The following is a 22,945-nucleotide window of genomic DNA, read 5'->3' as shown; positions in this document are numbered from 1 at the left end:
GTCGGTCTGACGTTCAGGACTAGGTGGAGTATATCAATGCGCGAGCAACCTGTATCCCCGGTCGGGCGGGTTTAAGACACGCCGACGGCGCAACCCGATAGCCACGCCGCGAATCGCACCCTGATCGACGAGCAATCAGGATACGGCGGCAAGCCGCACCGCCTCGTCGACGTCCACCGAGACGAGCCGCGAGACGCCGGGCTCGTGCATGGTCACGCCGAGCAGGTGATCGGCAATCTCCATCGTGACCTTGTTGTGGCTGATGAAGACGAACTGGACCCGGTCGGACATGGAGCGCACCAGCTCGCAGAAGCGCCCGACATTGGCATCGTCGAGCGGCGCGTCGACCTCGTCGAGCATGCAGAAGGGCGCCGGGTTGAGCTCGAAGATGGCAAACACCAAGGCCACCGCCGTGAGTGCCTTCTCCCCGCCCGAGAGCAGATGGATGCTCGAATTACGCTTGCCCGGCGGGCGTGCCATGACGCTGACACCGGTCTCGAGCAGGTCCTCGTCGGTGAGATCCAAGCTCGCATGACCGCCTCCGAAGAGGCGCGGAAACAGGAGCTGAAACCCCTGATTGACCTGATCGTAAGTCTCGCGGAAACGGCTGCGTGTTTCCCGGTCGATCTTACGGATCGCCTGCTCCAGGGTCTCGAGCGAGCGGCTGATGTCCTCGTGCTGTGCGTCCAGATAGGCCTTGCGCTCGGCCTGTTGGCGGAATTCGTCCACGGCAGCCAGGTTCACCGGCCCGAGCCGCTGGAGACGCGCCGCGGTCTTGGCAAGCGCCTCCTGCCACTGCGACTCGTTCGCTGCGGGGTCCAGCGCTGCGAGCACCTCGGCCGGGGTCCGCGCGGCCCCGTCCATCTGCCCGTCCACCTGTCCGGCGATCGGCTCGGCAATCTGCTCGGCGAGGGTCTGGCGACGGACCAGGCGCTCCTGGTGCTCCAAACGCTGGCGATCCAGGTCGCCCCGACCGAGTCGCCCCTCCTGCTCCAAGCGCTGACGCGCCTGCTCCAACTCGCGCACCTCCGCATCCAGCGCCTCGAGCCTGGTGCGTGCCGCAGCCAATGCCTGCTCGACCTCGACACGGAGCACCAGCTGTTCGTCGAGCCGCGCCCGCTGCTCGGCCAAGGGCTCGACACTCTCCTCGAGCGCCTCCAACAGCTCGGAGCGGCGCTCGTGCAGCACCGCGCGGCGTTCCTGAAGGCGCACCAAGCTCTGCTGGGTGGCCGCGCGTGCGGCGCGGTTCGACTCGACGCTGACCCGCAACCCCTGCATGCGCTCGCGGCAACGGCGCTCCTCATCGCGCACTGCGGCGAGGCCGGCACGCAGCGCTTCGCGCTCGGCCAGCATCGCCTCGCGTCGCTCCGCCAGTGTTTCGACCAGCGACAGGTGCTCGTGCAGACGCTCGCGTGCCTCTTCCATCTCCTCCAAGGCATCCGCCATCTGCTCCTGCAGCTCGCCTCGCTCGGCGGCCAGCGCCTGGAGCCGATCCTGACGATGCTCGCGTTTGGCCCGAAGGGTCGCAAGCTCGGCCTTGAGCAGCGAGAGCTCGCGACCGAGCGCCGTCAGCTGTCGCCCTGCATCGGCCCGCTCCTCTCGAGCCTGCGTGCTGGCGGCGCGCGCACGCTCCTGCTCGGCGCACAGCTCGGACTCTTTGGTCTGATGGTCGGCGATCTCCACGCCGAGCGCCTTGATTGCCTCCGCCCGCGCGATCACGCCGCCCTGCGCCTGATCCGGCGGCGTGCTCAACCAATCGCGACCGACCCGCGCGCCCTCGGGCGTCACCCATTGCTCGGCCGGGCCCAATGCGTCCCGCATCGCGACGGCGTCGTCGAGCCGATCGACGGTACGGACCCCACCGAGCAGGCCGTCGAGCAACCAGGGTGCGCGGACGTGGGCCAGAATCGACCGAGCCTGCGGTCCGCCGTCCCCGTACACCGGCGCACCGGCCCGACCCTCGGCATCGCCGCGCGTCTCCAGAAGCACCAAGCCCGGAGGCGGATCGCCGCCGGCCAGCGCACGCTCGAGAGCCGGGGTGCCGATCGCGCGGACGGCATCACCGAGCAGGACCTCGACCGCACGCTGCCAGCGCGCGTCGACCTCGAGCCGATCGATCAGGCGCGAGGCATCGGCAAGTCCCGCGGCGGCAAGCCAACCGGCGCGTCCGCCGTCGGCATCCGTGTCCGCCAGCGCCTCGTCCTGCAGCGCACCGAGCGAGGCCAACCGGCCTCGAGACTGCTGCAACAGGGTGCGGACCGAATCGATCTCGGAGGCAAGCGCGCCGATCGTCTCGTCCCGCTCGGCCAGGTCGGCGCCCAGAGACTCCTGCCGCTCCTCCATCTCGGCAAGCTCGACCTCCAAGCGGGTTTCTCGCTCGACGAGCTGCAGGAATCGATCCTCCAGATCCACACCCTGCAGACGCGCCAGATCCTCGTCCAAGCGCCGCAGTCGATCGCGATCGCGATCGCCACGCTGCTCCAAGGCATTGATCCGCGCACGTTCGGCCTGCGCCTGCTCCGAAGGCCCGGCGGCCTCCCGACTGAAGTCGTCCCAGAGACGCTCCCAGTGCTTGAGCCGATCCTCGGCGAGCGTCACCCCCTCGAGCACCCCGGACAAGGCGTGCTCCGCGCGCGTCAACTCGGGCTCGTCACGGGCCAGATTCCGGTCGATCTCGGCAAGCCGTTCGCGGTCGCGCTCCAAGTGGTCCTCGGCCTCGCCGATCTCCTGATCGAGCCGCACCAGCTCGCCCTCGCGTCGCCCGCGGGCCTCGTTGGCGAATTGGATCGCCTGCTCTGCCCGCGCGATCTCCGAGCCGACGGCGTAAAAGCGGCCCTGTACCCCGTTGAAGGTCTCCGAAGCGCTCTGATAGTCGGCACGCCGCGCCTCGATATCCGCCTCGATCCGGCGCTGCTGCGCAAGGCCCGCTTCGGTCCGGGTCTCGGTCTCGGCCAGACGCTGCTCGCGGGTGCGGATCTCCGCGTCGAGCGCCTGCCAGCGCAGCGCCTTGAGCTCCAGATCCAGACGCCGCTCCTCGGCCTTGAGCTGGGTATAGCGCTCGGCGGAGGCCGCTTGGCGCTCCAGATGCTGGATCTGTTTGTTGACCTCGTCGCGCAGATCGTCCAGCCGATCGAGGTTCTCGCGGGTCTGGCGCATCCGGCTCTCGGTCTCGCGGCGACGCTCCTTGTACTTGGAGATCCCCGCAGCCTCCTCGAGGAAGAGCCGCAGATCCTCCGGGCGCGCCTCGATGATGCGCGAGATCATCCCCTGCTCGATGATGGCGTAGGAGCGCGGACCGAGCCCCGTCCCCAGGAAGAGATCCTGGATATCGCGCCGTCGACAGCGCGTCCCGTTCAGAAAGTAGGCCGACTGACCGTCGCGCGAGACCTGGCGCTTGACCGAGATCTGATTGAAGGCGGCGTAAGCACCGCCCGCACCGCCGTCGGCATTGTCGAACACCAGCTCGATGCTGGCTGTTCCGACCGGCTTGCGGCCGGTGCTGCCGTTGAAGATGACGTCCGCCATGGACTCGCCGCGCAGCATCTTCGCCGAGCTCTCGCCCATGACCCAACGCACCGCGTCGATCACGTTGGACTTGCCGCAGCCGTTGGGACCGACGACACCGACCAGATTGCCGGGAAAGAGCACCGTCGTGGGATCCACGAAGGATTTGAAGCCGGCAAGTCGGATCTTTTCAAGACGCATCCAAGAACCATACCGGAAGGAGAATCAACGGCACAAGCGGACCGAGCGTCTGGCATGGCACAGGGCTTTCGGGCTGGTAGACTTGAGGATCTCGACGCGGCGATGCGCCCGAGCGCGGAGCACGACGGGCGTCATGGCAAGCGCATCCGTCCGGCTTAAGCCGCGCAAGCTCCAGCGGTCATCAAGCCTGCTTGGGCCGATCCCATCCAAGAACTTCACATACCGCGCTGGGCGCGGCTTAATCCACGGTGATCGACATCATGACACCTCCCCGACAGCTTCCCTCGGTCCTCGCGCCCCGGCCTCGTTTTACCCGGGACGCCCTTTTTTGGATTCCTTTGCTTTGCCTCGCGACGCCTTTAACCGCCGCGGAGAACGCGTTCGTGAACGACCCCGAGCCCCCCGTACCCTCGAGCGTCCAGGCGGGCACGCCCTGGAAGGAGGCGGACACCAGGCTCCCGCCTTGGCCCCAGGACGCGGATCTGGTCGAGCTGGCCCCGGATGGACCGGATAGCGCCTTGCGGTATTTCATCGACACCCGCAACCTGCAGGTCGGCTCGGACGATGTGGTGCGTTTCACGCTCGTGGCGGAGGGCCGCAACGGGACCCGCAACCTTTCGGTGGAGGGCATCCGCTGCACGCCGAAGGGTGCGTACAAGACCTATGCCTACGGGGCCGGCGAACGGTTCGTTCCGATCGCGTCGGAAGACTGGTTGCCGATCCCCGCCCACGGCGGGGATCGCTGGCGGCACGACCTGTGGAGCTTTCATTTCTGTATCCCGCAGGCCTTCGCACCGCGCCCGAAGATCGATATGGTCCGCTCGCTCGAGGGCCGGATCTCACCGCGCCAGAACATGGGTTTTCTGCCGGACTGACCGGGGTGGGCGCGTCCGTGTGCCCACCCCGACCCGATCGACTGGAAACTCCGCCGTGCAGCCCGCATGATCTCGTGCGCGGCAAGGCCGTGCATGCGCCGAGACGCCGGGAATCCCGGCGTCTTCGCGCGAGCGGCCGCCGAGCGCAAGCCTACGACCACTTTGACCCGCGAACCCGATCAGGCCATACCCATGACCAACCCCTTGCTCGAGACCACCGGCCTCCCGGCTTTCTCCCGGATCCGTCCCGAACACGTCGAGCCCGCCATCGATGTCTGTCTCGCCGACTGCCGCGCCGAGATCGAGCGCCTGACCCGCGAGGTCTCGGTGCCGACCTGGGAGAGCTTCGTGGAGCCGCTGGACGAGATCGACGACCGCTTGAGTCGCGCCTGGTCGCCGGTCGGACATCTCAACGGCGTGCTCAACAGCGATGCGCTGCGCGCCGCCTACAACGCCTGCCTGCCTAAGCTCAGCGATTACGGGACCGAGGTCGGGCAGAACGAGGACCTCTTCCGCGGCTACCAGGCGGTGGCCGCGCAAGAGCATCTCAACCCGGCACAGCGCAAGCTGCTCGAGAACGCGCTGCGCGACTTCCATCTCTCGGGTGTCGATCTTCCGGCCGAAAAGAAGGCCCGCTACAGAGCCATCAGTCAGGAGCTCTCGCAGCTCACCACCAAATATTCGGAGAACGTGCTCGACGCCACCAACGCCTGGAGCACGCTGATCGAGGACGAGACGCAGCTTGCGGGTCTGCCCGAATCCGCGCTCGGGCTGGCGCGCCAGAACGCCGCGCAGCGCGGCCAGACCGGCTGGCTCTTCACGCTCGACCTGCCCTCCTACATGCCGGTCATGACCTACGCGGACAATCGCGAGCTGCGCTTCGAGCTCTACCAGGCCTACGGTACACGCGCCTCCGATCAAGGGCCGCATGCCGGACAGTGGGACAACGGCGAGATCATGGAGCGCATCCTCGCGCTGCGTCACGAGCTGGCCGGGCTGCTCGGCTTCGCGAACTATGCCGAGCGCTCGCTCGCGACCAAGATGGCACGCTCGCCGGAGGACGTGCTGGCCTTCCTGAACGACTTGGCCGACCGCTCCGTCACTCAGGCGCGCAAAGAACTTGCCGAGCTCGAAGCTTTCGCGCGCGAGCAGCACGGCGTGGAGACACTGGAGCCGTGGGACGTCGGTTACTACGCCGAGAAGCTGCGCCTGCACCGGTATCAAATCAGCCAGGAAGAGCTGCGGCCCTACTTCCCGATCTCGCGGGTTCTGTCGGGTCTGTTCGGCGTCGTCGAGCGCCTCTTCGGGGTCAAGATCCGGGAGGCCGAATCCTTCGACACCTATCACCCGGACGTGCGCTTCTTCGAGATCCGCGACGGTGTATCCGGGGCGCTGCGCGGTCAGTTCTATCTCGACCCCTTCGCGCGCCAGAACAAGCGCGGCGGGGCCTGGATGGATGTCTGTACCAACAGGATGCACACCAGTCGCTGCGACCAGCTCCCGGTCGCCTACCTGGTGTGCAACTTCACCCCGCCGGTCGGCGACAAGCCCTCGCTGCTGACCCACAACGAGGTCGAGACGCTCTTCCACGAGTTCGGCCACGGCCTGCACCACATGCTGACCAAGGTCGACTATCCGGGGGTTGCCGGCATCAACGGTGTGCCCTGGGACGCGGTCGAGCTGCCCAGCCAATTCATGGAGAACTGGTGCTGGGAGCGCGAATCGCTCGATCTCTTCGCCGCCCATTGGGAGACGGGCGCATCCATTCCGCAGGATCTCTACGCGCGCATGACTGCGGCGAAGAACTTCCAGTCGGCCATGCAGATGGTGCGGCAACTGGAGTTCGCGCTGTTTGATTTCCGCCTGCATCTGGAATACGACCCGGCGCGCGGCGGGCGCGTCTACGAGATCATCGAAGAGGTGCGTGACCGGGTTGCCGTGATTCGCCCGCCCGCCTTCAACCGCTTCGCCCACGCCTTCTCGCACATCTTCGCGGGCGGCTACGCCGCGGGCTATTACAGCTACAAGTGGGCCGAGGTCCTGTCGGCGGATGCCTTCTCGTTATTCGAAGAGAAAGGCGTCTTCGACGCGGACACGGGCCGGTCCTTCCGCGAGAACATCCTGGAGAAGGGTGGATCGGAAGACGCCATGATCCTCTATGTGCGGTTCCGGGGGCGCGAGCCGAATACGGACGCGCTGTTGCGGCATTCCGGTATCGCGGCTTAAACCGCGCTCGGAGCGTGAACGCCGATGTCGGGGCGTGTCGTCATGCCGAGGCCCCCATTACCAATGGCGCAGGGCGGTTTAAGTATGGACTTTCAGCGGGCCCTGCAGGCCGGGTATCCGGGCCCGTAGGGTGGACGAGCTTTATCGAAGTCCACCGAGACTGCGCCGGCGTTGGTGGACTGCGCTGCGCTTGTCCACCCTACGGCGCTTGTCCACCCTACGGCGTTTGCCCGCCCTGCGGATCCGATCGGCGACGTGGCCGGGCATCGATGCCCCGGGTTACGGGTGACGACGGCCCCATTCGAAAAATAAGGCGAACCCCATGAAAAAAATGTCTTTTTTATCCCGGATACGGGATAAAAAATGAAGTATCGAGACCTGCGTGATTTTATCGATCAGCTCGAGCAGCGCGGCGAGCTGAAACGTATCCGGGTGGAGGTCGATCCTTATCTCGAGGTGACCGAGATCTGTGACCGGACGCTTCGGGCCGGTGGACCTGCCCTGCTGTTCGAACGACCGAAGGGGTCGAAAATTCCCCTGCTGGGCAACCTGTTCGGAACGACCCGACGGGTCGCGCTCGGCATGGGTGAAGAATCGGTCGAGGCGCTGCGCGAGGTCGGCAAGCTGCTGGCCTTTCTCAAGGAACCGGATCCGCCGAAGGGGATGAAGGAGGCGTGGCAATCGCTGCCGATCTTCAAGAAGGTGCTGGACATGGCCCCGAAGGTTCGGCGCAATGCACCCTGTCAGGAGATCGAATTCAGCGGGGATCAAGTCGATCTGGCGCGTCTGCCGATACAGCATTGCTGGCCGGGCGATGCCGCGCGCCTGATCACCTGGGGCCTGGTCATCACCAAGGGGCCGGAGAAGGCGCGCCACAACCTCGGCATCTATCGGATGCAGGTGCTCGGCCGCAACCGGGTCATCATGCGCTGGCTCGCCCACCGTGGCGGCGCCCTCGACTTCCGTGACTGGAAACGCGCCCACCCCGGCAAGCCATTCCCGGTGACGGTCGCGCTCGGCGCCGACCCGGCAACCATCCTGGGCGCGGTCACGCCGGTTCCGGATACCCTGTCCGAATATGCCTTCGCAGGACTGTTGCGCGGCAGCCGCACCGAGCTGGCCGACTGCAAGGAGTCCGATCTGCAAGTCCCGGCCAGTGCCGAAATCGTCCTCGAGGGCCATATTCACCCGGACGACATGGCGCCTGAAGGGCCTTTCGGCGATCACACCGGCTACTACAACGAGGTCGGCGAGTTTCCGGTCTTTACCATCGAGCGCATCACCCAGCGCCGAGAACCGATCTATCACAGCACCTACACGGGGCGTCCGCCCGACGAGCCGGCGATCCTGGGGGTGGCCCTGAACGAGGTCTTCGTCCCCATCCTGCAAAAGCAGTTTCCCGAGATCCAGGACTTCTATCTGCCGCCCGAGGGCTGCTCGTATCGCCTGGCGGTCGTCAGCATCAAGAAGCAATATCCGGGGCACGCCAAGCGGGTCATGATGGGCGTCTGGTCCTTCCTGCGCCAGTTCATGTACACCAAGTTCGTGATTGTCGTGGACGACGACGTCTGTACGCGCGACTGGACCGATGTGATCTGGGCGATGACGACCCGCATGGATCCGGCGCGCGACACGGTGATGATCGAGAACACGCCGATCGACTATCTCGATTTCGCCTCGCCGGTCTCGGGACTGGGGTCGAAGATCGGTTTCGATGCGACGAACAAGTGGCCGGGCGAGACGACGCGCGAGTGGGGTAGCCCCATCGTAATGGACGAGGCGGTGCGAGAACGGGTCGATGCGATTTGGGAAAGCCTCGGAGTCATGGGGCCCGGGGGCGCAACCACCGACCGAGAGGCGGGTAAGGGACGTCGTGGGTAGGAATCGACGCCGGCGGCGCAGCGCGCCCCGACGGCGATAGGTTACAGCAGAACAGTCGAGCGACGGGCTCAGTAGCGACCCCCGCCTCCGCGTGGACGTTCGGCACGCGGACGTGCCTCGTTGACGGTGAGCTTGCGCCCTTTGAAGTCGGTTTCGTTCAGCGCCTTGATGGCCGCGTCCGCCTCCGAGTTATTGGGCATATCGACGAATCCGAAGCCTTTGGACTGACCGGAAAACTTATCCTTGATCACCTCCGCGGCCGCAAGCTCGCCGTACTGTCCGAAGACGTCCCGAAGGTCGTCGTCGGTCACGCTATAGGTCAGGTTTCCTACGTAGATCCTCATCGCTGTCTCTCATGCTGGTGTGCGTTGGTCGAGCCAAGACTGCCGAGTTGCCAACACACAAGCCGACTCGACAGCGGGTAACGCAAACCCGAACCCGCGCGGATCACCACGGCACGGGAGAGGGGATCTATGCAGTGAGCCCGGATCCGGCACGGCAAGCAGCCCGGCGAACACCCGAGCCGGGCCCGAGGAGACGACGCCGCTACCGTCGTGCGTGGGGCCAAGCTCCTACGCCTTCTGACTGCTCCAGGTCGTGCACCGAAAACCCGTACGCGCCACAGTTGATTCCTGATGAAAGCTAGTGGATCGTGTGCGAAGCGTCAACTCCGTTTGCTTGACGAAATCGTGACGATCCGTTGCGCGGGAACCCGATGCCCGGTGATGACCCACCGGGAAAGCCGGCCTGGCCAATCGTCGCGGCAAACCCCGGAACAGCAAGCCGATTGCTGCGGATGCGCGCCGATCCAGGCGACGAACCCAGCACGGATCGCTTGATGCCCCCGATCACCCTTCGGGGTTGCCCGTATCGGGGCGTTGAACCATCCGGTTCTCAGCCGGCTGCACACGCACGGTGAAGCCGGCGGAACGCCGACCGAACCGACGAACGGCTCGGTCGATCGGGTCTTCGGATCAATTGTTGCTGAAACTTCCGCGCTGATGCTCGTCGACCAGCACCCCGCCCAAGGCGCCTACGCCGGCACCGATGAGCGCGCCGCGACCGGCGTTGCCGCTGAAGGATCCGATGGCCGCTCCTGTGGCTGCGCCCATACCGGTCCCCGTCGCGACACGGGAGGTGGTTGTGCTGCCGCATCCGGCGAGCAGAACAACACAGGCGAACGCGGCCGTAACTGTGGTGATTTTCATCGTTGGACTCTCCGAAACTGCGGGGGCATCGAGCCGACGGCCGACGCCCGATCGATTGAAGACCTACTTCTTACCCTTGCAAGGATACTTGGCTGCAAGCGCGCGGACCACGCCCTTCACGGGCTGCTCGCCCATCAACTCGGCGTTCCCGGAATTGGCCTTCGCCCAGGCAACGAACGCCTCGCGGGCATCTGCGATCGTGGCGCCTTGGGGATAACAGATCAAGCGCTTCAACCCGTTGCGGGCCGTCACACCGTCGTGATACTGGACGGTTGCCTCGAGGAAGGCACGGCACGCCAAAGAAGCACTCGCATACCCGTCGGCATCCGCTGCAACCGAGCAGATCTGATACAGGTCCTCGGTCGACTCGTAGTTGAAGTCCGCCTCCTGCAAGGCGCTGGCGGGGGATGCGAAGACTGCGGTTGCAAGCAGGGCGGCGAGCATTGCGGGCACTTGTCGATTTGAACGCGTCATCGATGGCTCCTTATGGATTGTCGGGTCGGATCGTGCCGGGGCTCGAGATCGAACCGAGCACCGGATAGCCGAGCGGGCGGCACGAACGAAGATCGTCCGAGCGACTCGCCCGACCGGGATGCACCGCCGCCAGGGCGGCGTGCGATGCAGGGCCAAATCATAGCCGCCAAAGGCGTTTGAGGATACGCACACGCCGATCGCTCAGAAGAGCCCTCTCAGCCCCTCGGCCAGCGACGGGTAGCGGAAGACCAGGCCCAATTCGTCGCGGAGTCGATCGTTGCGCAGGCGACGCGACTCGCTCAAATAGGAGAGCATGCCCTCGGAGAGACGATCGGCGGCCTCCTCGAGGCTGATCAAGGGCGGGCTCGGCAGGCCGGTCGCCGCAGCAACATCGAGAAAGTAGTCCGTCATGGTGCTCGGGTGACCGTCGCAGGCGTTGTAGAGCCCACCCGACGGCGCCCGCTCCATCGCCGCGATACAGGCCGTGACCAGATCGTCGACATGGATCCGGTTGGTGTAGGGCGCATCCTGAGGCCTCACCATGGGCGTACCCGCCCGGATCCGCTCCAGCGGCAATCGGTCGGGGCCGTAGATCCCGGCCACGCGCAGGATGACCAGATCCCGGCCGCTCGCCGCGCTCCAGCTACGCAGCGTCTCCTCGGCATCCAGGCGACGTTGCGAGCGCGCGGCAACAGGTGCGACAGGATGCGTCTCGTCGATCCAGGCGCCCGCGCAGTCACCGTAGACGCCCGTCGTGCTGATATAGACGACACGACGCGGATGCCCGTAGCGCTCGAAGACCTCGACGAGATGCCGGGTATGGGGATCTTGAACCCCGCTCCCCGGCGGCGGCGCGAAATGAAAGACCCGCGCCTCGGCAAGACCGAGATCACCGAGATCCTCGGCCGCGAGATCGCAGCGTCTGCCCTTGATGCCGAGCTGCTCCAACCGAGCAACCCCGGCCTCGGATCGCACGATGCCGGTGACGGCCTCGCCCTGCTCCCGATAGTGGCGCGCGAGCCGGGTGCCCACATATCCGCACCCGACGACGATCTGCTCGTTCATCATCCGACCTGCCTCCTATTTGCGAAAGCGGGGTGAAATACCCGAAGATCTTTGGATCGCGTCCGAGGTGCGGATCCGTGTCGGACCTGGCACCGCGGAATCGAAAACACCCGACACACCGGGATAGACGCGATTCAAATCATTGAAAATTTTATTATTAAACCGCGTCTCCACTGCGGCCGCAGTTGTAGATGAGGCCCAGCAAACCCAAAACCATCGCCTAATCACTCCGGACGCGGTTTAATGACGAGATGAGCTTCAAGATTCGAACCCTCCCCGCGGAGCATCGCTTCGATGTCGAGCCGGGCGAAAACATCCTCGCCGCCGCGATGCGCCAAGGCGTCGGTCTGCCTTACGGATGTCGCGACGGCAAGTGCGGATCCTGCGCGGTCCACCTGCTCGAGGGAAGGGTCGACTACCCGAGCGGGCAGACCGAAGCGCTCGAAGGCCAGCCCGCGGACAGCTGCCTGACCTGCCAGGCCGTGCCGACCTCGGATCTGCTGTTGCGCGTGCGCGAGGTCCCCTCGGTCGCGCACATCGAAGTCCGCACGCTACCGTGCCGCGTCTCGCGCAAGGAGCGTCTCAATCACGACGTCATGCGCCTCTTCCTGAAGCTGCCGGAGAACCAACGGCTGCGATTCCTCGCCGGCCAGTATCTGGACTTCATCCTCCGGGACGGCCGCAGGCGCGCCTTCTCCATCGCCAACGCGCCCCACGACGATGCCGAGATCGAGCTGCATGTCCGTCATGTTCCGGGCGGCGAGTTCACCGCCTATGTCTTCGACAGCATGCCCGAGAAGAGCATCCTTCGCATCCAGGGACCGATGGGAACATTCGTCCTTCGCGAGGACTCGGATCGCCCGATCATCATGATGGGTGGAGGAACCGGGTTCGCGCCGCTGAAAGGGATGATCGAGCATGCGATCCATATCGGGCTCGACCGCCCGATCGCGCTCTACTGGGGGGTGCGCACGCAGCGCGACCTCTACCTGACCGATCTGCCGGCAACCTGGGCACGGCAGCTGCCCGGGTTCCGTTTCGTCCCCGTGCTCTCGGAGCCGGACCCACACTGGCAGGGACGCACCGGATTCGTTCACATGGCCGTCCTCGAGGATCACCCGGACCCGAGCGGGTTCGATCTCTACATGAGCGGACCGCCCGTCATGGTCGAGGCCGGACGTGTCGCCTTCGAGGACGCGGGACTGGACCGAGACCGCATGTTTTCAGACGCTTTCGAGTACGCCGCCGACACCAAGGCAACCAAGTCGAACGATGGCGGGGGGATCTGAGCAGGACGAGCCGAGCTTGTCCTGCGGCCCCGAGCGGGGCACACTTCCGCGCCCGATGGACCTTTTCGCGATCTCGGAGCTACCGTTTATGCGTTCTTTCCGGCTTGCCGTCGCGATCGGCCTTGCCGCCCTTCTGACGCTCGGCTGTGCGCCGGGCCCCCTGAGTACGACCTGGATCGCGCCCGGCACACCCCCGACCCCGTATCGCGACCTGATCGTCTTCGGCATCTCGACCAACCCGGTCGTACGTCGCGCCTACGAGGACAATTTCGTCGAGGTGCTCAAAGGCGCCGGCGTCCAAGCACGCGCGGCCCATACCCTGCTGTCCGACCGCGACGTCGGCCGCTCGCGAGCGGTGCAGGAGGCGGTGGGACGCTCCGGAGCCGACGGCGTCATCGTCACCTACCTCGCCGGCGAGAACCCGGATGCCGCATCGAGCGGCGGACGCACCCATGTCGTTCCGAGTCTTTACGGGCGCCTTTACCCGTATTATGGTCACATCTTGAGCGAGGTCACCGCGCCGGGGTATTACGCCGATTACCGCGCTCTTCGGCTGGAGACCAATCTCTACGACGCGGGACGCGCAACCCTGGTCTGGTCCGGTCGCTCCGACCCCCTGGATCCGAGCTCCGAGCAGACCATGATCAGCGAGGTCATCGCCGCCATGATCGGAAAACTCAAGGCCGACGGTTTTCTGCCGACGTCCTAGCGCCGCGCCGTCCGCCCCGACCAAGCACGCCCGTCGTCACGGGATGCGAGGCCCGGAGCAAGGCGGTCCGTACCGCGACGGAACCGCCGATATCGAACGGATCGGTTGCGTCGACAGGATGCCGCTCGCACCAATGGCTGGGAGGCCCGGCTGTGTTGTCCTCGAGAACGCCTCGTCAATCACTCGCACCGCACGGCTGCGCCGCCTGGATGCTGGTCATGATCCTTGCTGCCGCCGACACGGCCGGCGCCCGATCGACGTCTGAATCCCCGGACGCCCCGCTCGGCGATCTGCTGAGTCTCCTCGACCAGGAAACCGAGCTGGCGACCCGCAGCGGAATGAACGCGGACTTTGTCCCCGGCATGGCGACGATCCTGTCCGGATCCGACATGCTCGCCCGCGGGGCGCGCACCGTCTGGGAGGCGCTCTCGCTGGTTCCCGGCATCAGCCAGGGGCTCGAGATGACGGGCGAGCGTCAGGTCCTCAGCCGCGGGGTCGGTTTCGGCTATGCCTCGGGGAACATCAAGTTCCTGCTCGACGGCGTGTCGATGAACTCGACACTCTTCGCCACCGCAAACCCGGTCCTGAACATCCCCATCGAGCAGATCGAGCGCATCGAGGTCATCCGCGGACCCGGCTCCTCGGTGCACGGCGAGTATGCCTTTGCCGGCGTGGTGAACATCATCACCCGGCGAGATGACCGGACCCTTTATGCCCGGGCCGACGAGCGCGCCGCTGCAGGCGCAGGCGGCATCTGGCACTGGAGCGACCCGCAACGCGATCTGACCGGATCGATCAATCTGACCGGCCTTTCCGGCAACGGCGGCGTACCCGTCTCCGAGGATGCCCTTTTCGCGATCGGCGAGGCCGAGCTCTCCAACGCACCCGGCCCGTCGAACGAGGCGAGCCGCTATCTCGGGGCCTTTGCCGATCTGCGCTGGCGCAACACCTTCGTAGCGATCAAGATCCTGGACGACGACTACGGCGATCATTTCGGCATCAATCACTTCCTGCCGCCATCGGACGACCGGCTCGTCTCCGGGCAGCGCTATCTCTCGGCTCAGATCGGCCAAGACCTGGTGCTGTCGGATGCGCTGGATGCCCGCATCCGATTTGAATCGCTGCAGTACGAGCGCACACGCGATGGGCTATACGTCTTCCCGCCGAGCTATTTCGACGCGCAGCCGGTCTATATGGATCAGGACTACCGCGAGACGCGCTACCTCGGGGCCGCGGATCTGCACTGGCGCGGTTGGGACCGGCAGCTCATCCTGCTGGGCGTGGAGGCAAGTCAGGTGCAGGTCGACCGTGCGAGCTGGAGCTGGGCCAACCTGCCGTTCGAGGTTCCGCAGAGCTGGCTGGATACGGAGCTCGACCGACACATCCTCAGCCTGATCGCCCAGGACGAGATCCGCGCGAGCGAGCGCGTCACGGTCACCGCCGCCCTGCGCCTGGACGACTACAGCGACCTCGGCGCCTTCCTGACCCCGCGCCTGGCCGCCGTCTGGCGTATCGACGAGGCCAACATCCTCAAGCTCCAATACGCCCAAGCGTTTCGACCGCCGACCTTCTACGAGCGCGAGTATCCGGGCAGAGAGTCCATCTCCTCCGGTGAGATCGCCACCTACGAGCTTGGCTATATCCTCAAGCAATCCCGTTGGGAAGGGCGCCTGATCCTGTTTCAGTCCGACCTCGCCGACCCGATCGTCTTCGGGGACGACGACGACGGGTTCATCAACAGCGGCGATGCGCGTCTGCGCGGTATCGAGCTGGAATACGCCGTGCGCCTGGGATCCCGCGTGAAGGTCGACGCGAATCTTTCCTACGTGGATGCGGTCTCGCTCGACACCGACCGACCGCTGCCCGGCGGCACCGACACCCTGGCCAATCTGGCCGTCCTTTGGCGCCCTCTCGATGCCTGGACCGCGGCCTTGCAGCTACGCTACGTCGGGGATCGAAGTCGCCCGGAATCCGATCCGCGCGATTCGGTCTCGGGGTACGCCATGGCGGACCTCACTCTGAGCTATCAGCAACCGGGACCGGGCTTTTTCGCACATCTCGGGGTCAAGAATCTGACCGACGAGGCCGTGCACTATCCCGATCTGCCCACCGGTTTCGGCGGTGTCGACCTGCCCTACCCGGAAGGCTATCCGCGTCCCGGGCGGCGCTGGTGGCTGTCCGTCGGCTACCGCTTCTGACGGGCACCGAGACCTCATGCCGCCGATCGAAGGGATCAGCCGCCGGTGCCTCCTCGCGACGCTGGCGCTGTGTCTCGGGCTCGTCGCGACAGGCGCCCGGGCGCAGACCCTGTGGCAGGAGGAAGAGCAGCGGTTTCGTGTCGGACTCAAGCTCTTCCCGGCCGTTCTCGGCGCCGTCGAGGACCTCGAAGAGAAGCGCGGGACCGGCGGAAAGCTGGAGATCCGTGTCGCCTACGAAGGGTCCGACAGGGTCGCTCGCGAGGCCGCCTCGGCGCTTCGCGGCATCGGGCGGATCCGCGAGATTCCCTTGAATGTGCAGATAATGAGCGCGGAGGCATTGGACGCGGACGATTCGATGCTTGCCGGGATCTTCGTCGCCAGCGTGGACATCGGGGGCAAGCGGCTTCGCCTCTGGTCGGAGCGTCATCGCGCCCTGGTCTTCTCGCCCTTCGCGGGCGACGTGGAGGCCGGCGCCGTGGCGGGAATCCACGTTGCCGATCGAATCTTGCCCTTCGTCAATCTGTCCCGGGCGAAACGCGCCGAGCTGCGGTTCAAGCCATTTTTCCTCAAGGTGGCACGCCGCTATGAGTAGCCCGACATGAACGAGAGGGCCTTCGCCACCCGCCGTCGCTTTTCGCTGACCCTCGAGCGCAACCTCGCGTTGATCTTCGCCCTGCTCGGGATCCTGCTCACGACCCTGATCGCGCTGCACTGGGTCATCGCCATCGAGCCGACCCTGCGCGCCGACGCCGAGAGCCGCTCGCGCGCGTTCGCCCAAGCCCAGACCAGCGGGATCGAGACGCTTCTGCGCGACGGACAGCCACCCGAGCAGCTCGCCGAAGCGATCCGAACCCAGCTCGACGGCGTTCTGCTCCTGAAGGATCAGTCGACCGGCAGTCCGTTCATCCGGCGCATCGCACTGACGCTGGACGAGGATCTCCTCGACCTTCCCGCCGAGAGTCTGGCGATCACCCGCGGGGCAAGCGAGTGCGCGGACTGCTTCATCACGCAGATCCCACTCTACGATCCGGACGATCATTTGCTGGTCGGGATCGTCACCTTCTATTCCAGTCCTCAGTTCCTGAACGATCTGATCGACAGCGTACGCGGCAAGCTCGTGTGGGTCGGCGGCGCCATGCTCCTGGTCATCGGTCTTGCTTGGTTCGGGGCGAGCCGAGTCCTGCACAGGCTCGGCGAGAGCGAGTCCAACCTGCGCACCCTGTTCGAGGCGGCCCCCTTCCCCATGATCCTGGCCGAGCGTGGTCTGAGCGAGGTGACTCAAGCCAACCAAGCGGCCAAGTCGTATCTCGCCTTGGAGCCCGACAACACCGGGCGGCTGAACAGCTCGGCCTGGCAGGCACTAGCCGCCGATGGGCTCCCCGACGGGATCGGCGAGCAACGCGAAACCCGGATCCTGACCCGTGACCGCAGTCGACGTTGGGCCGTCGTTTCGGCGATACCGATTCGTTTTTCAGGCGTCTGGGCTCGCCTCGTCTCCTTGGTCGACATCTCCGAGCTGAAGGCGATCCAGGACGACCTGCGGCTGGCCTCCTTGACCGACGGGCTGACCGGGGCCTACAACCGACGCTATCTCCTTCAGAAGCTCGGCGAGGAGATCGATCGCGCCAAACGCTACGGCGACGAGCTCTCGGTCATCCTGCTCGACCTGGATTCCTTCAAGGCGATCAACGATACCTTCGGGCATCGCGTGGGCGACGAGGTCCTGATCAAGGTCGCCGCGACATTGCGAACATGCACGCGCGACATCGATATCAGCGGCCGTTACGGGGGCGAAGAGTTTCTCGTCATCCTGCCGCACACCTGCGCCGCCTCGGCGATGGATGTCGCCGAGCGCATCCGCAGCGCCGTAAAGGCGCAGACCTGGACCCAGCAGGGGCTTCGTGTCACGGTCAGCGGCGGCGTATGCGAATATGCGGGGATGGATGTCGACGACCTTGTCGAGATCGCGGATCAACGGCTCTATCAAGCCAAAGAAGGAGGCAGGGATCGTGTGGTGGGTCCAACCTGATCGGCAGAACACGGAGCGGCGGGCGATGGTGCCCACGCCGGCTCGTCGCGCGGACTCGGCGATCGCCTTCCAGACGCCGCGCCGCCCCATGACCTGCCCCGGACCGACACCCTCTTGACCCGCAGGATGCTCCGTCAAGCGATCGCCGCCCCGGACCCGGGGTCGCCTCGCCTGTTGATACGCGCGGCGATCGCCTTGGCCGTCCTGGTGCTGATCGGCGGGTCACTCGGAGCCTGGTGGTCCGTCGGGCTGGCGGATCGCGAGATGAAGGACAGCCTGCTGTTGGACACGCGGCTGTTGGCACAATCGCTCAACGTCGAGCGGGTTGCGGCCCTGACGGGCGGCCCGGCAGACCTGGAGAAGCCGGAATACGAGCGACTCAAGAGCCAGCTTGCCATCGTGGCGAAGACCGATCCGCGCTACCGCTTCGTCTATCTGATGGGGCGTCGCGCGGACGGGCAGTTGTTCATCTTCGTCGACAACGAGCCACCCGACTCCGATGACTACTCGCCGCCCGGCGATCCCTACGACGAGGCATCGGAGGGCGAGCGGCGTGTCTTCGCCACCGGCGACGAGCATGTGGAAGGACCGCTCGTCGACCGTTGGGGAACCTGGGTCTCGGCCCAGGTCCCGATCTTCGAGCCGAGCAAGGCCGTTGGAGGCAGTGCACTTCCGGCCGAGGCCCGCGCCCTGGTGCAGAACGCCGCGGCCTATGCGGAGCAGCATGGCCGAGAGGCTCTGCTGGAGGCCTTGCGCGAGCCGAACGGCCCCTTCCATCGAGGCGACCTCTACGCCTTCGCCTACGATCTGGACATGACCTTCCTGGCCCACCCGGCGAAGCCCGATCTGGTGGGGAAAAATTTGATCGACAGGCCGGACCGTGTCGGCGGCACTCTGTTCCGCAGGGAGATTCAACGCATCGCCCTGTCGCAGGGCAGTGGTTGGGTAGCCTATGAATACGAGAACCCGATCAACGACCGGGTCGAACCCAAGACCACCTTCGTGCAGCGCGTCGGCGACATGATCGTCTGCGCCGGCGCCTATCGCGTCCAAGGGGGCGTCGTCGCCGTACTCGGTATCGACGTGGAGGCGGTCACCTGGAAGGTCGCACTCGCGAAGACCGCCGTGCCGACACTCGTCCTGACGGGCGTGCTGCTCCTGATCATTCTCGCGGGCACGGCCTTGCTGGTCAGACGCACCCGCCTCGAGCCGCATGCCGCCCAACGGTGGCGCCATCTCGAGCCGATGCTGGTCATGGCCGCGGGCCTCGCCTTAACCCTCTTTGCCGCTTGGATGGCCCATCAGCGCGAGGGTCATGCCCGCGATTGGTCATTCGCCCAATTGGCGAGCGCGCGCACCGAGGCAATCGCCGAAACCCTCCAAAACCTGCGCGATACCGAGCTTCAGGGTTTGGCGAGCTTCGTGGAAAGCTCGGCGGAGATCACCGCAGCGGACTTCGAGCGCTACACGACCTATCTGACCCGCAATCCGGCCGTGCGCGCATGGGGTTGGGCGCCGAGGGTCGACGCAACGGACCTGGATGACTTCGGCGCACGGGCCAAGGCAGCCGGCATCGAGGACGCGCAGATTTGGCAGGAGGACGCACGGACCGGGCGGGTGCCGGCGGCGGCGCGGGAGAGTCACTATCCGGTCCTCTTCGCGGCGCCGTCCACGCGGGCCAACTTACAGGCATTGGGCTTCGACCTTGCATCGGATCCACAACGCCGTGCGGCCATCGATGCGGCGACGCTCGGCGACCTGCCCACCGCGACGGGTCCCATCACCTTCGTGCTGGAACCGGGGAGTCCGAAGGGTATCCGCGTCGTCCAACCGGTCCGGGGCGATTCGCGCGATGTACGCGGCGTCGTCGCCGCCGCGCTGCGCATGGATACCCTTCTGCTGGGCGACGGGCCGGACAAGGCCACGCGCTTGCAGGTCGCTTATCTGCACCCTTCGGGGCACTTCGAGCCGCTCGCATCGAATTGGAATCCGAACGGCGAGCAGCCCGGCGGGCCGTCTCTGACCCGCCTCCTTCCGATCTTCGGCAAGGTCTTTGCCGTGACCGCCTCCGCGGGTCCGGAGTTCCTGAGCCGGCATCCCGCGCGGGCAGGATGGATCACGGCGCTCACGGGGTTTGCCTTGACCGTCGCGTGCGTGCTCGTGGCGACCCTGCTGGCGCGTCGCCACGCAGGATTGGTCGGTCTGGTCAACGCCCGAACCGAGGAGCTCAACCGGTTCTTCACGACGGGACTCGATATGTTCTGCATCGTGAACGCCGAGGGCGTGTTCTTGCGCGTAAACCCGGAGTGGGAGCGTACCCTCGGCTATCCGCCCGAGGAATTGGAAGGGCAAGCGTTCATTGATTTCGTGCATCCGCAGGATCGGGAGGCGACGCGCGAGGCGACCCGGCGCCTCGACGCGCACGGTGCGATCCTGGATTTCGAGAATCGCTATCGGTGTCGCGACGGCAGCTATCGGTGGATCGAGTGGCGCTCCTTCCCCAGCGGGGAGCTGATCTATGCCGCTGCACGCGACGTGACCGAACGCAAGCGTGCGCAGGCCGAGACCGCACGACGGCTGGAGCTCGAAAGCGCCGCCGCCGCGATTTCCGCGCGTTTCGCGAGGGCACGCCCGGACAACTTCGACGCCATTCTCGATCAGGCACTCCAAAAGCTCGGCGAGCTCCTCGAGGTCGAGAGGGCCTACCTGTTCCGTGTCTCGGAGGACGGCTCGCGGATGACCAATACCCATGAATGGTGCGCCCCCGGCACACCGTCTCGGATGGAACGCTCGCAAGACCAGCCGGTCGACCAGTTGCCTTGGTGGAAGGCTCGGATGGCAACCGGAGAGCCGCTCCTGATCCCCGGCGTAGCCGCCCTCCCGGACGATGCGGGCGCCGAAAAGGCGGAGTTTCTTACCCGAGGCATCGGGTCGCTCCTCTGCCTGCCGATGGTCGCCAGCGGCGGCACGCTCGGCGGCTTCGTCGGCTTCGACGCCCTGCACCCCCGGCATGCGTGGGCAAAAAGCGACATCGGCTTATTGCAGCTTCTCGTGCAGGTGATCGGCAGCACCATCAAGCGACTGGACACCTTCGCCCATCTTCAGGACAGCGAAAAGGCGCTGCAGAGAGAGACCCGCCTGCAGGGTCTCTTGATGGAGATCTCCTCGACCTACATCAGCCTGCCGCTGGACCGGGTCGATTCGGTGATCGAGACCTCGCTGGGGCATCTTGGGGACTTCGTCGGTGCGGATCGGGCCTACATCTTCGACTACGTTTTCGAGCGGCAGATCGTCACCAATACACACGAGTGGTGTGGTTCCGGGATCGAGCCTCAGATCGATACCCTGCAGGCCGTTCCGATGGAGATGATCCCGGATTGGATCGCAACCCATCGAGAAGGAGGCACCGTCTACGTCCCCGATGTGCTCTCGCTCGCGCCCGAGAGCAGCGTCAGACAGGTGCTCGAGCCTCAAGGGATAAAGAGCGCGATCGCCGTGCCGATGATCGACGGACCGCGCTGCCGAGGGTTCGTCGGTTTCGATTCGGTGCGCAGGCATCATCGTTATTCCGATACCGAGCAGCGGCTGCTGACGGTGTTTGCACAGATGCTCGTCAACGTTCAGAAACGACGCGAAACGGAGGACTCGCTGCGACTCAGTCGCGAGCAAGCGGAGGCCGCCAGCCGGTCCAAGAGCGAGTTCCTGGCCAATATGAGTCACGAGATCCGCACGCCGATGAACGCCGTGATCGGGCTGAGCCAGATCCTGTTGGGAACCGATCTGAACGACGAGCAGCGCGACTATCTAGGCAAGATTCACGGCTCATCGCGCCTGCTGCTCGGGATCATCAACGACATCCTGGATTATTCCAAGATCGAGGCGGGCAAGCTGGACCTGGAGTCGCGTCCGTTTCGAATGGACGAGCTCCTCGACCAAATGGCGACGCTCTTCGGCTCCGCCGCCGGTGAGAAGGGCCTCGAGCTTGTTTTCCGCGTGTCCCCCGATGTCCCCCGAACGCTGCTCGGCGACGCGCTGCGCCTCGGCCAGGTCTTGACCAACCTGCTCGCCAATGCACTGAAATTCACCGAACAGGGGACCGTCGAGATTCGCATCGCCCGACTGGGCGGAGACACCGCTCAGGTCAAGCTGCGCTTCGAGGTGGCGGACACCGGGATCGGCATGGACACCGAACAGATCGATCGCCTCTTCCAAGCCTTCTCGCAGGCGGACAGCTCCACGACACGCAAGTACGGCGGCACCGGGTTGGGATTGGTGATCAGCCGAAAACTGGTCGAGCGCATGGGCGGCCGCCTTACGGTCGCCTCCGCGCCCGAAGCAGGCAGTGTCTTTTCGTTCGATCTGCTGCTGCCCGTCTCGCGCGAGGACAGCGAACCGCGCGATCTCCGAAAGATCGCCGGCGCTCGAGTCCTGGTCGTCGACGATCACGCCGTTTCCAGAACCGTGCTCCGCGAGATCCTTCAGAGTTGGCGATGCCGAGTGGACGAGGCCGCGAGCGGTGCCGCTGCGGTGCAGGCCGTCATCGAGGCCGAACGGGCCGGCCGGCCCTTCGACTTCATCCTCATGGACTGGAAGATGCCCGGTGATCTCGACGGTCTGGAGGCCACCCGGCAGCTGTTCAGATTGCGCAAAGAAGGCCGCCTGACCGGCGCCGAAACACCGGCGATCATCGTCAGCGGCTATAACCGCGACGATCTGCCGAAAGAACGCTCGGGGCTCAGCGGTTTCCTGGGTAAACCGGTCACCGCGTCGGCCCTGCTCGACACCCTGCTCGAAGCCCATGGAGAAAAGCCGCATCCCGGCAGGACCGCGCCGACGGCCCGTGCGCCGATACCCTCGTTTACAGGTGCGGCGATTCTGCTGGTCGAAGACAATGCACTGAACCAGGAGGTCGCGAAACGCATGCTTCAGCGTACCGGCGCTGTCGTGACCCTGGCCGAAAACGGCATCGAGGCGGTCGCGCTGGCAACGACGCAAGACTTCGATCTCGTCCTCATGGACCTGCAGATGCCGATGATGGACGGCTTCGAGGCCACCCGACGGATTCGTCCGCAGCGTCCCGATCTACCGATCATCGCCCTGTCGGCTGCCGTGATGGAAATCGATCGCAACGGCGCGCGAGAGGCCGGCATGAACGGGCACCTGGCCAAGCCGATCGACACCGTCGAGCTCTACCGGACCCTGGCACTCTGGCTGCCCGGCCATGACGACGGTGAACCGCAAGGCACCGGAGCGCGGAGAACCGATCAGGCTTCCGACTGAACGCGG

At 65.6% G+C, this 22,945-nt stretch carries 14 protein-coding genes; 9 read left to right on the top strand and 5 right to left on the bottom strand.

All coding sequences use genetic code 11. The features are described 5' to 3' along the window. Positions 1-135: 135 nt before the first annotated feature. Positions 136-3,705, bottom strand: coding sequence for a chromosome segregation protein SMC (gene smc, locus THIMADRAFT_RS11570; protein ID WP_007193221.1), 3,570 nt, complete (start codon positions 3,703-3,705; stop codon positions 136-138). A 383-nt stretch (positions 3,706-4,088) separates the two neighbouring features. Between smc and THIMADRAFT_RS11565 the strand changes: the two genes are divergently transcribed. From THIMADRAFT_RS11565 to ubiD, 3 genes are all read left to right on the top strand, one after another. Beyond that, positions 4,089-4,580 (top strand): CNP1-like family protein, encoded by a 492-nt coding sequence (locus THIMADRAFT_RS11565; RefSeq protein WP_007193220.1) that lies wholly within the window; start codon positions 4,089-4,091, stop codon positions 4,578-4,580. A gap of 192 nt (positions 4,581-4,772) precedes the next feature. After that, on the top strand, positions 4,773-6,806 hold the full coding sequence (gene prlC, locus THIMADRAFT_RS11560) for an oligopeptidase A (RefSeq protein ID WP_040731213.1): 2,034 nt from the start codon (positions 4,773-4,775) through the stop codon (positions 6,804-6,806). Between the two features lie 363 nt (positions 6,807-7,169). After that, the gene (ubiD, locus tag THIMADRAFT_RS11555; RefSeq protein ID WP_007193218.1) at positions 7,170-8,687 is read left to right on the top strand and encodes a 4-hydroxy-3-polyprenylbenzoate decarboxylase; all 1,518 of its coding nucleotides are present in this window, start codon (positions 7,170-7,172) and stop codon (positions 8,685-8,687) included. Positions 8,688-8,755: 68 nt separating this feature from the next. Here ubiD and THIMADRAFT_RS11550 read toward each other — a convergent pair whose 3' ends face one another. The 4 genes from THIMADRAFT_RS11550 to THIMADRAFT_RS11535 all read right to left on the bottom strand — a co-directional run bounded on the left by THIMADRAFT_RS11550 (position 8,756) and on the right by THIMADRAFT_RS11535 (position 11,437). Then, positions 8,756-9,031 carry an RNA recognition motif domain-containing protein gene (locus THIMADRAFT_RS11550; RefSeq protein ID WP_007193217.1) on the bottom strand — a complete coding sequence of 92 codons (276 nt, stop codon included), beginning with the start codon at positions 9,029-9,031 and terminating at the stop codon, positions 8,756-8,758. A 630-nt stretch (positions 9,032-9,661) separates the two neighbouring features. Next, positions 9,662-9,895, bottom strand: coding sequence for a glycine zipper family protein (locus tag THIMADRAFT_RS11545; RefSeq protein ID WP_007193216.1), 234 nt, complete (start codon positions 9,893-9,895; stop codon positions 9,662-9,664). 63 nt (positions 9,896-9,958) lie between these two features. Then, positions 9,959-10,369: a Rap1a/Tai family immunity protein gene (locus THIMADRAFT_RS11540; protein WP_007193215.1), complete on the bottom strand. Its 411-nt coding sequence runs from the start codon at positions 10,367-10,369 to the stop codon at positions 9,959-9,961. A 201-nt stretch (positions 10,370-10,570) separates the two neighbouring features. Further along, entirely contained in the window at positions 10,571-11,437 is an 867-nt protein-coding gene (locus tag THIMADRAFT_RS11535) for an SDR family oxidoreductase (RefSeq protein WP_007193214.1), read from the bottom strand. A gap of 248 nt (positions 11,438-11,685) precedes the next feature. Here THIMADRAFT_RS11535 and THIMADRAFT_RS11530 point away from each other — a divergent pair, with 248 nt between their 5' ends. The 6 genes from THIMADRAFT_RS11530 (at position 11,686) to THIMADRAFT_RS24730 (ending at position 22,939) form a co-directional block, all read left to right on the top strand. After that, on the top strand, positions 11,686-12,723 hold the full coding sequence (locus THIMADRAFT_RS11530; protein ID WP_007193213.1) for a CDP-6-deoxy-delta-3,4-glucoseen reductase: 1,038 nt from the start codon (positions 11,686-11,688) through the stop codon (positions 12,721-12,723). 88 nt (positions 12,724-12,811) lie between these two features. After that, the gene (locus tag THIMADRAFT_RS11525) at positions 12,812-13,432 is read left to right on the top strand and encodes a hypothetical protein (protein ID WP_007193212.1); all 621 of its coding nucleotides are present in this window, start codon (positions 12,812-12,814) and stop codon (positions 13,430-13,432) included. Positions 13,433-13,650: 218 nt separating this feature from the next. After that, positions 13,651-15,630: a TonB-dependent receptor plug domain-containing protein gene (locus THIMADRAFT_RS11520; RefSeq protein WP_139052805.1), complete on the top strand. Its 1,980-nt coding sequence runs from the start codon at positions 13,651-13,653 to the stop codon at positions 15,628-15,630. 16 nt (positions 15,631-15,646) lie between these two features. Continuing rightward, positions 15,647-16,222, top strand: coding sequence for a hypothetical protein (locus THIMADRAFT_RS11515; protein WP_007193210.1), 576 nt, complete (start codon positions 15,647-15,649; stop codon positions 16,220-16,222). A 6-nt stretch (positions 16,223-16,228) separates the two neighbouring features. Then, on the top strand, positions 16,229-17,659 hold the full coding sequence (locus tag THIMADRAFT_RS11510) for a GGDEF domain-containing protein (RefSeq protein WP_007193209.1): 1,431 nt from the start codon (positions 16,229-16,231) through the stop codon (positions 17,657-17,659). Positions 17,660-17,785: 126 nt separating this feature from the next. Next, a complete protein-coding gene (locus THIMADRAFT_RS24730) occupies positions 17,786-22,939 on the top strand; it encodes a response regulator (RefSeq protein ID WP_007193208.1) in 5,154 nt (1,717 codons plus the stop codon). Positions 22,940-22,945 lie beyond the last annotated feature (6 nt).

The sequence above is a fragment of the Thiocapsa marina 5811 genome (genome assembly GCF_000223985.1).
GTDB classification, from domain to species: Bacteria; Pseudomonadota; Gammaproteobacteria; order Chromatiales; family Chromatiaceae; genus Thiocapsa; species Thiocapsa marina.
The sequence above is the reverse complement of the archived record's forward strand: the minus strand, read 5'-3'. Positions and strand labels throughout refer to the sequence as shown.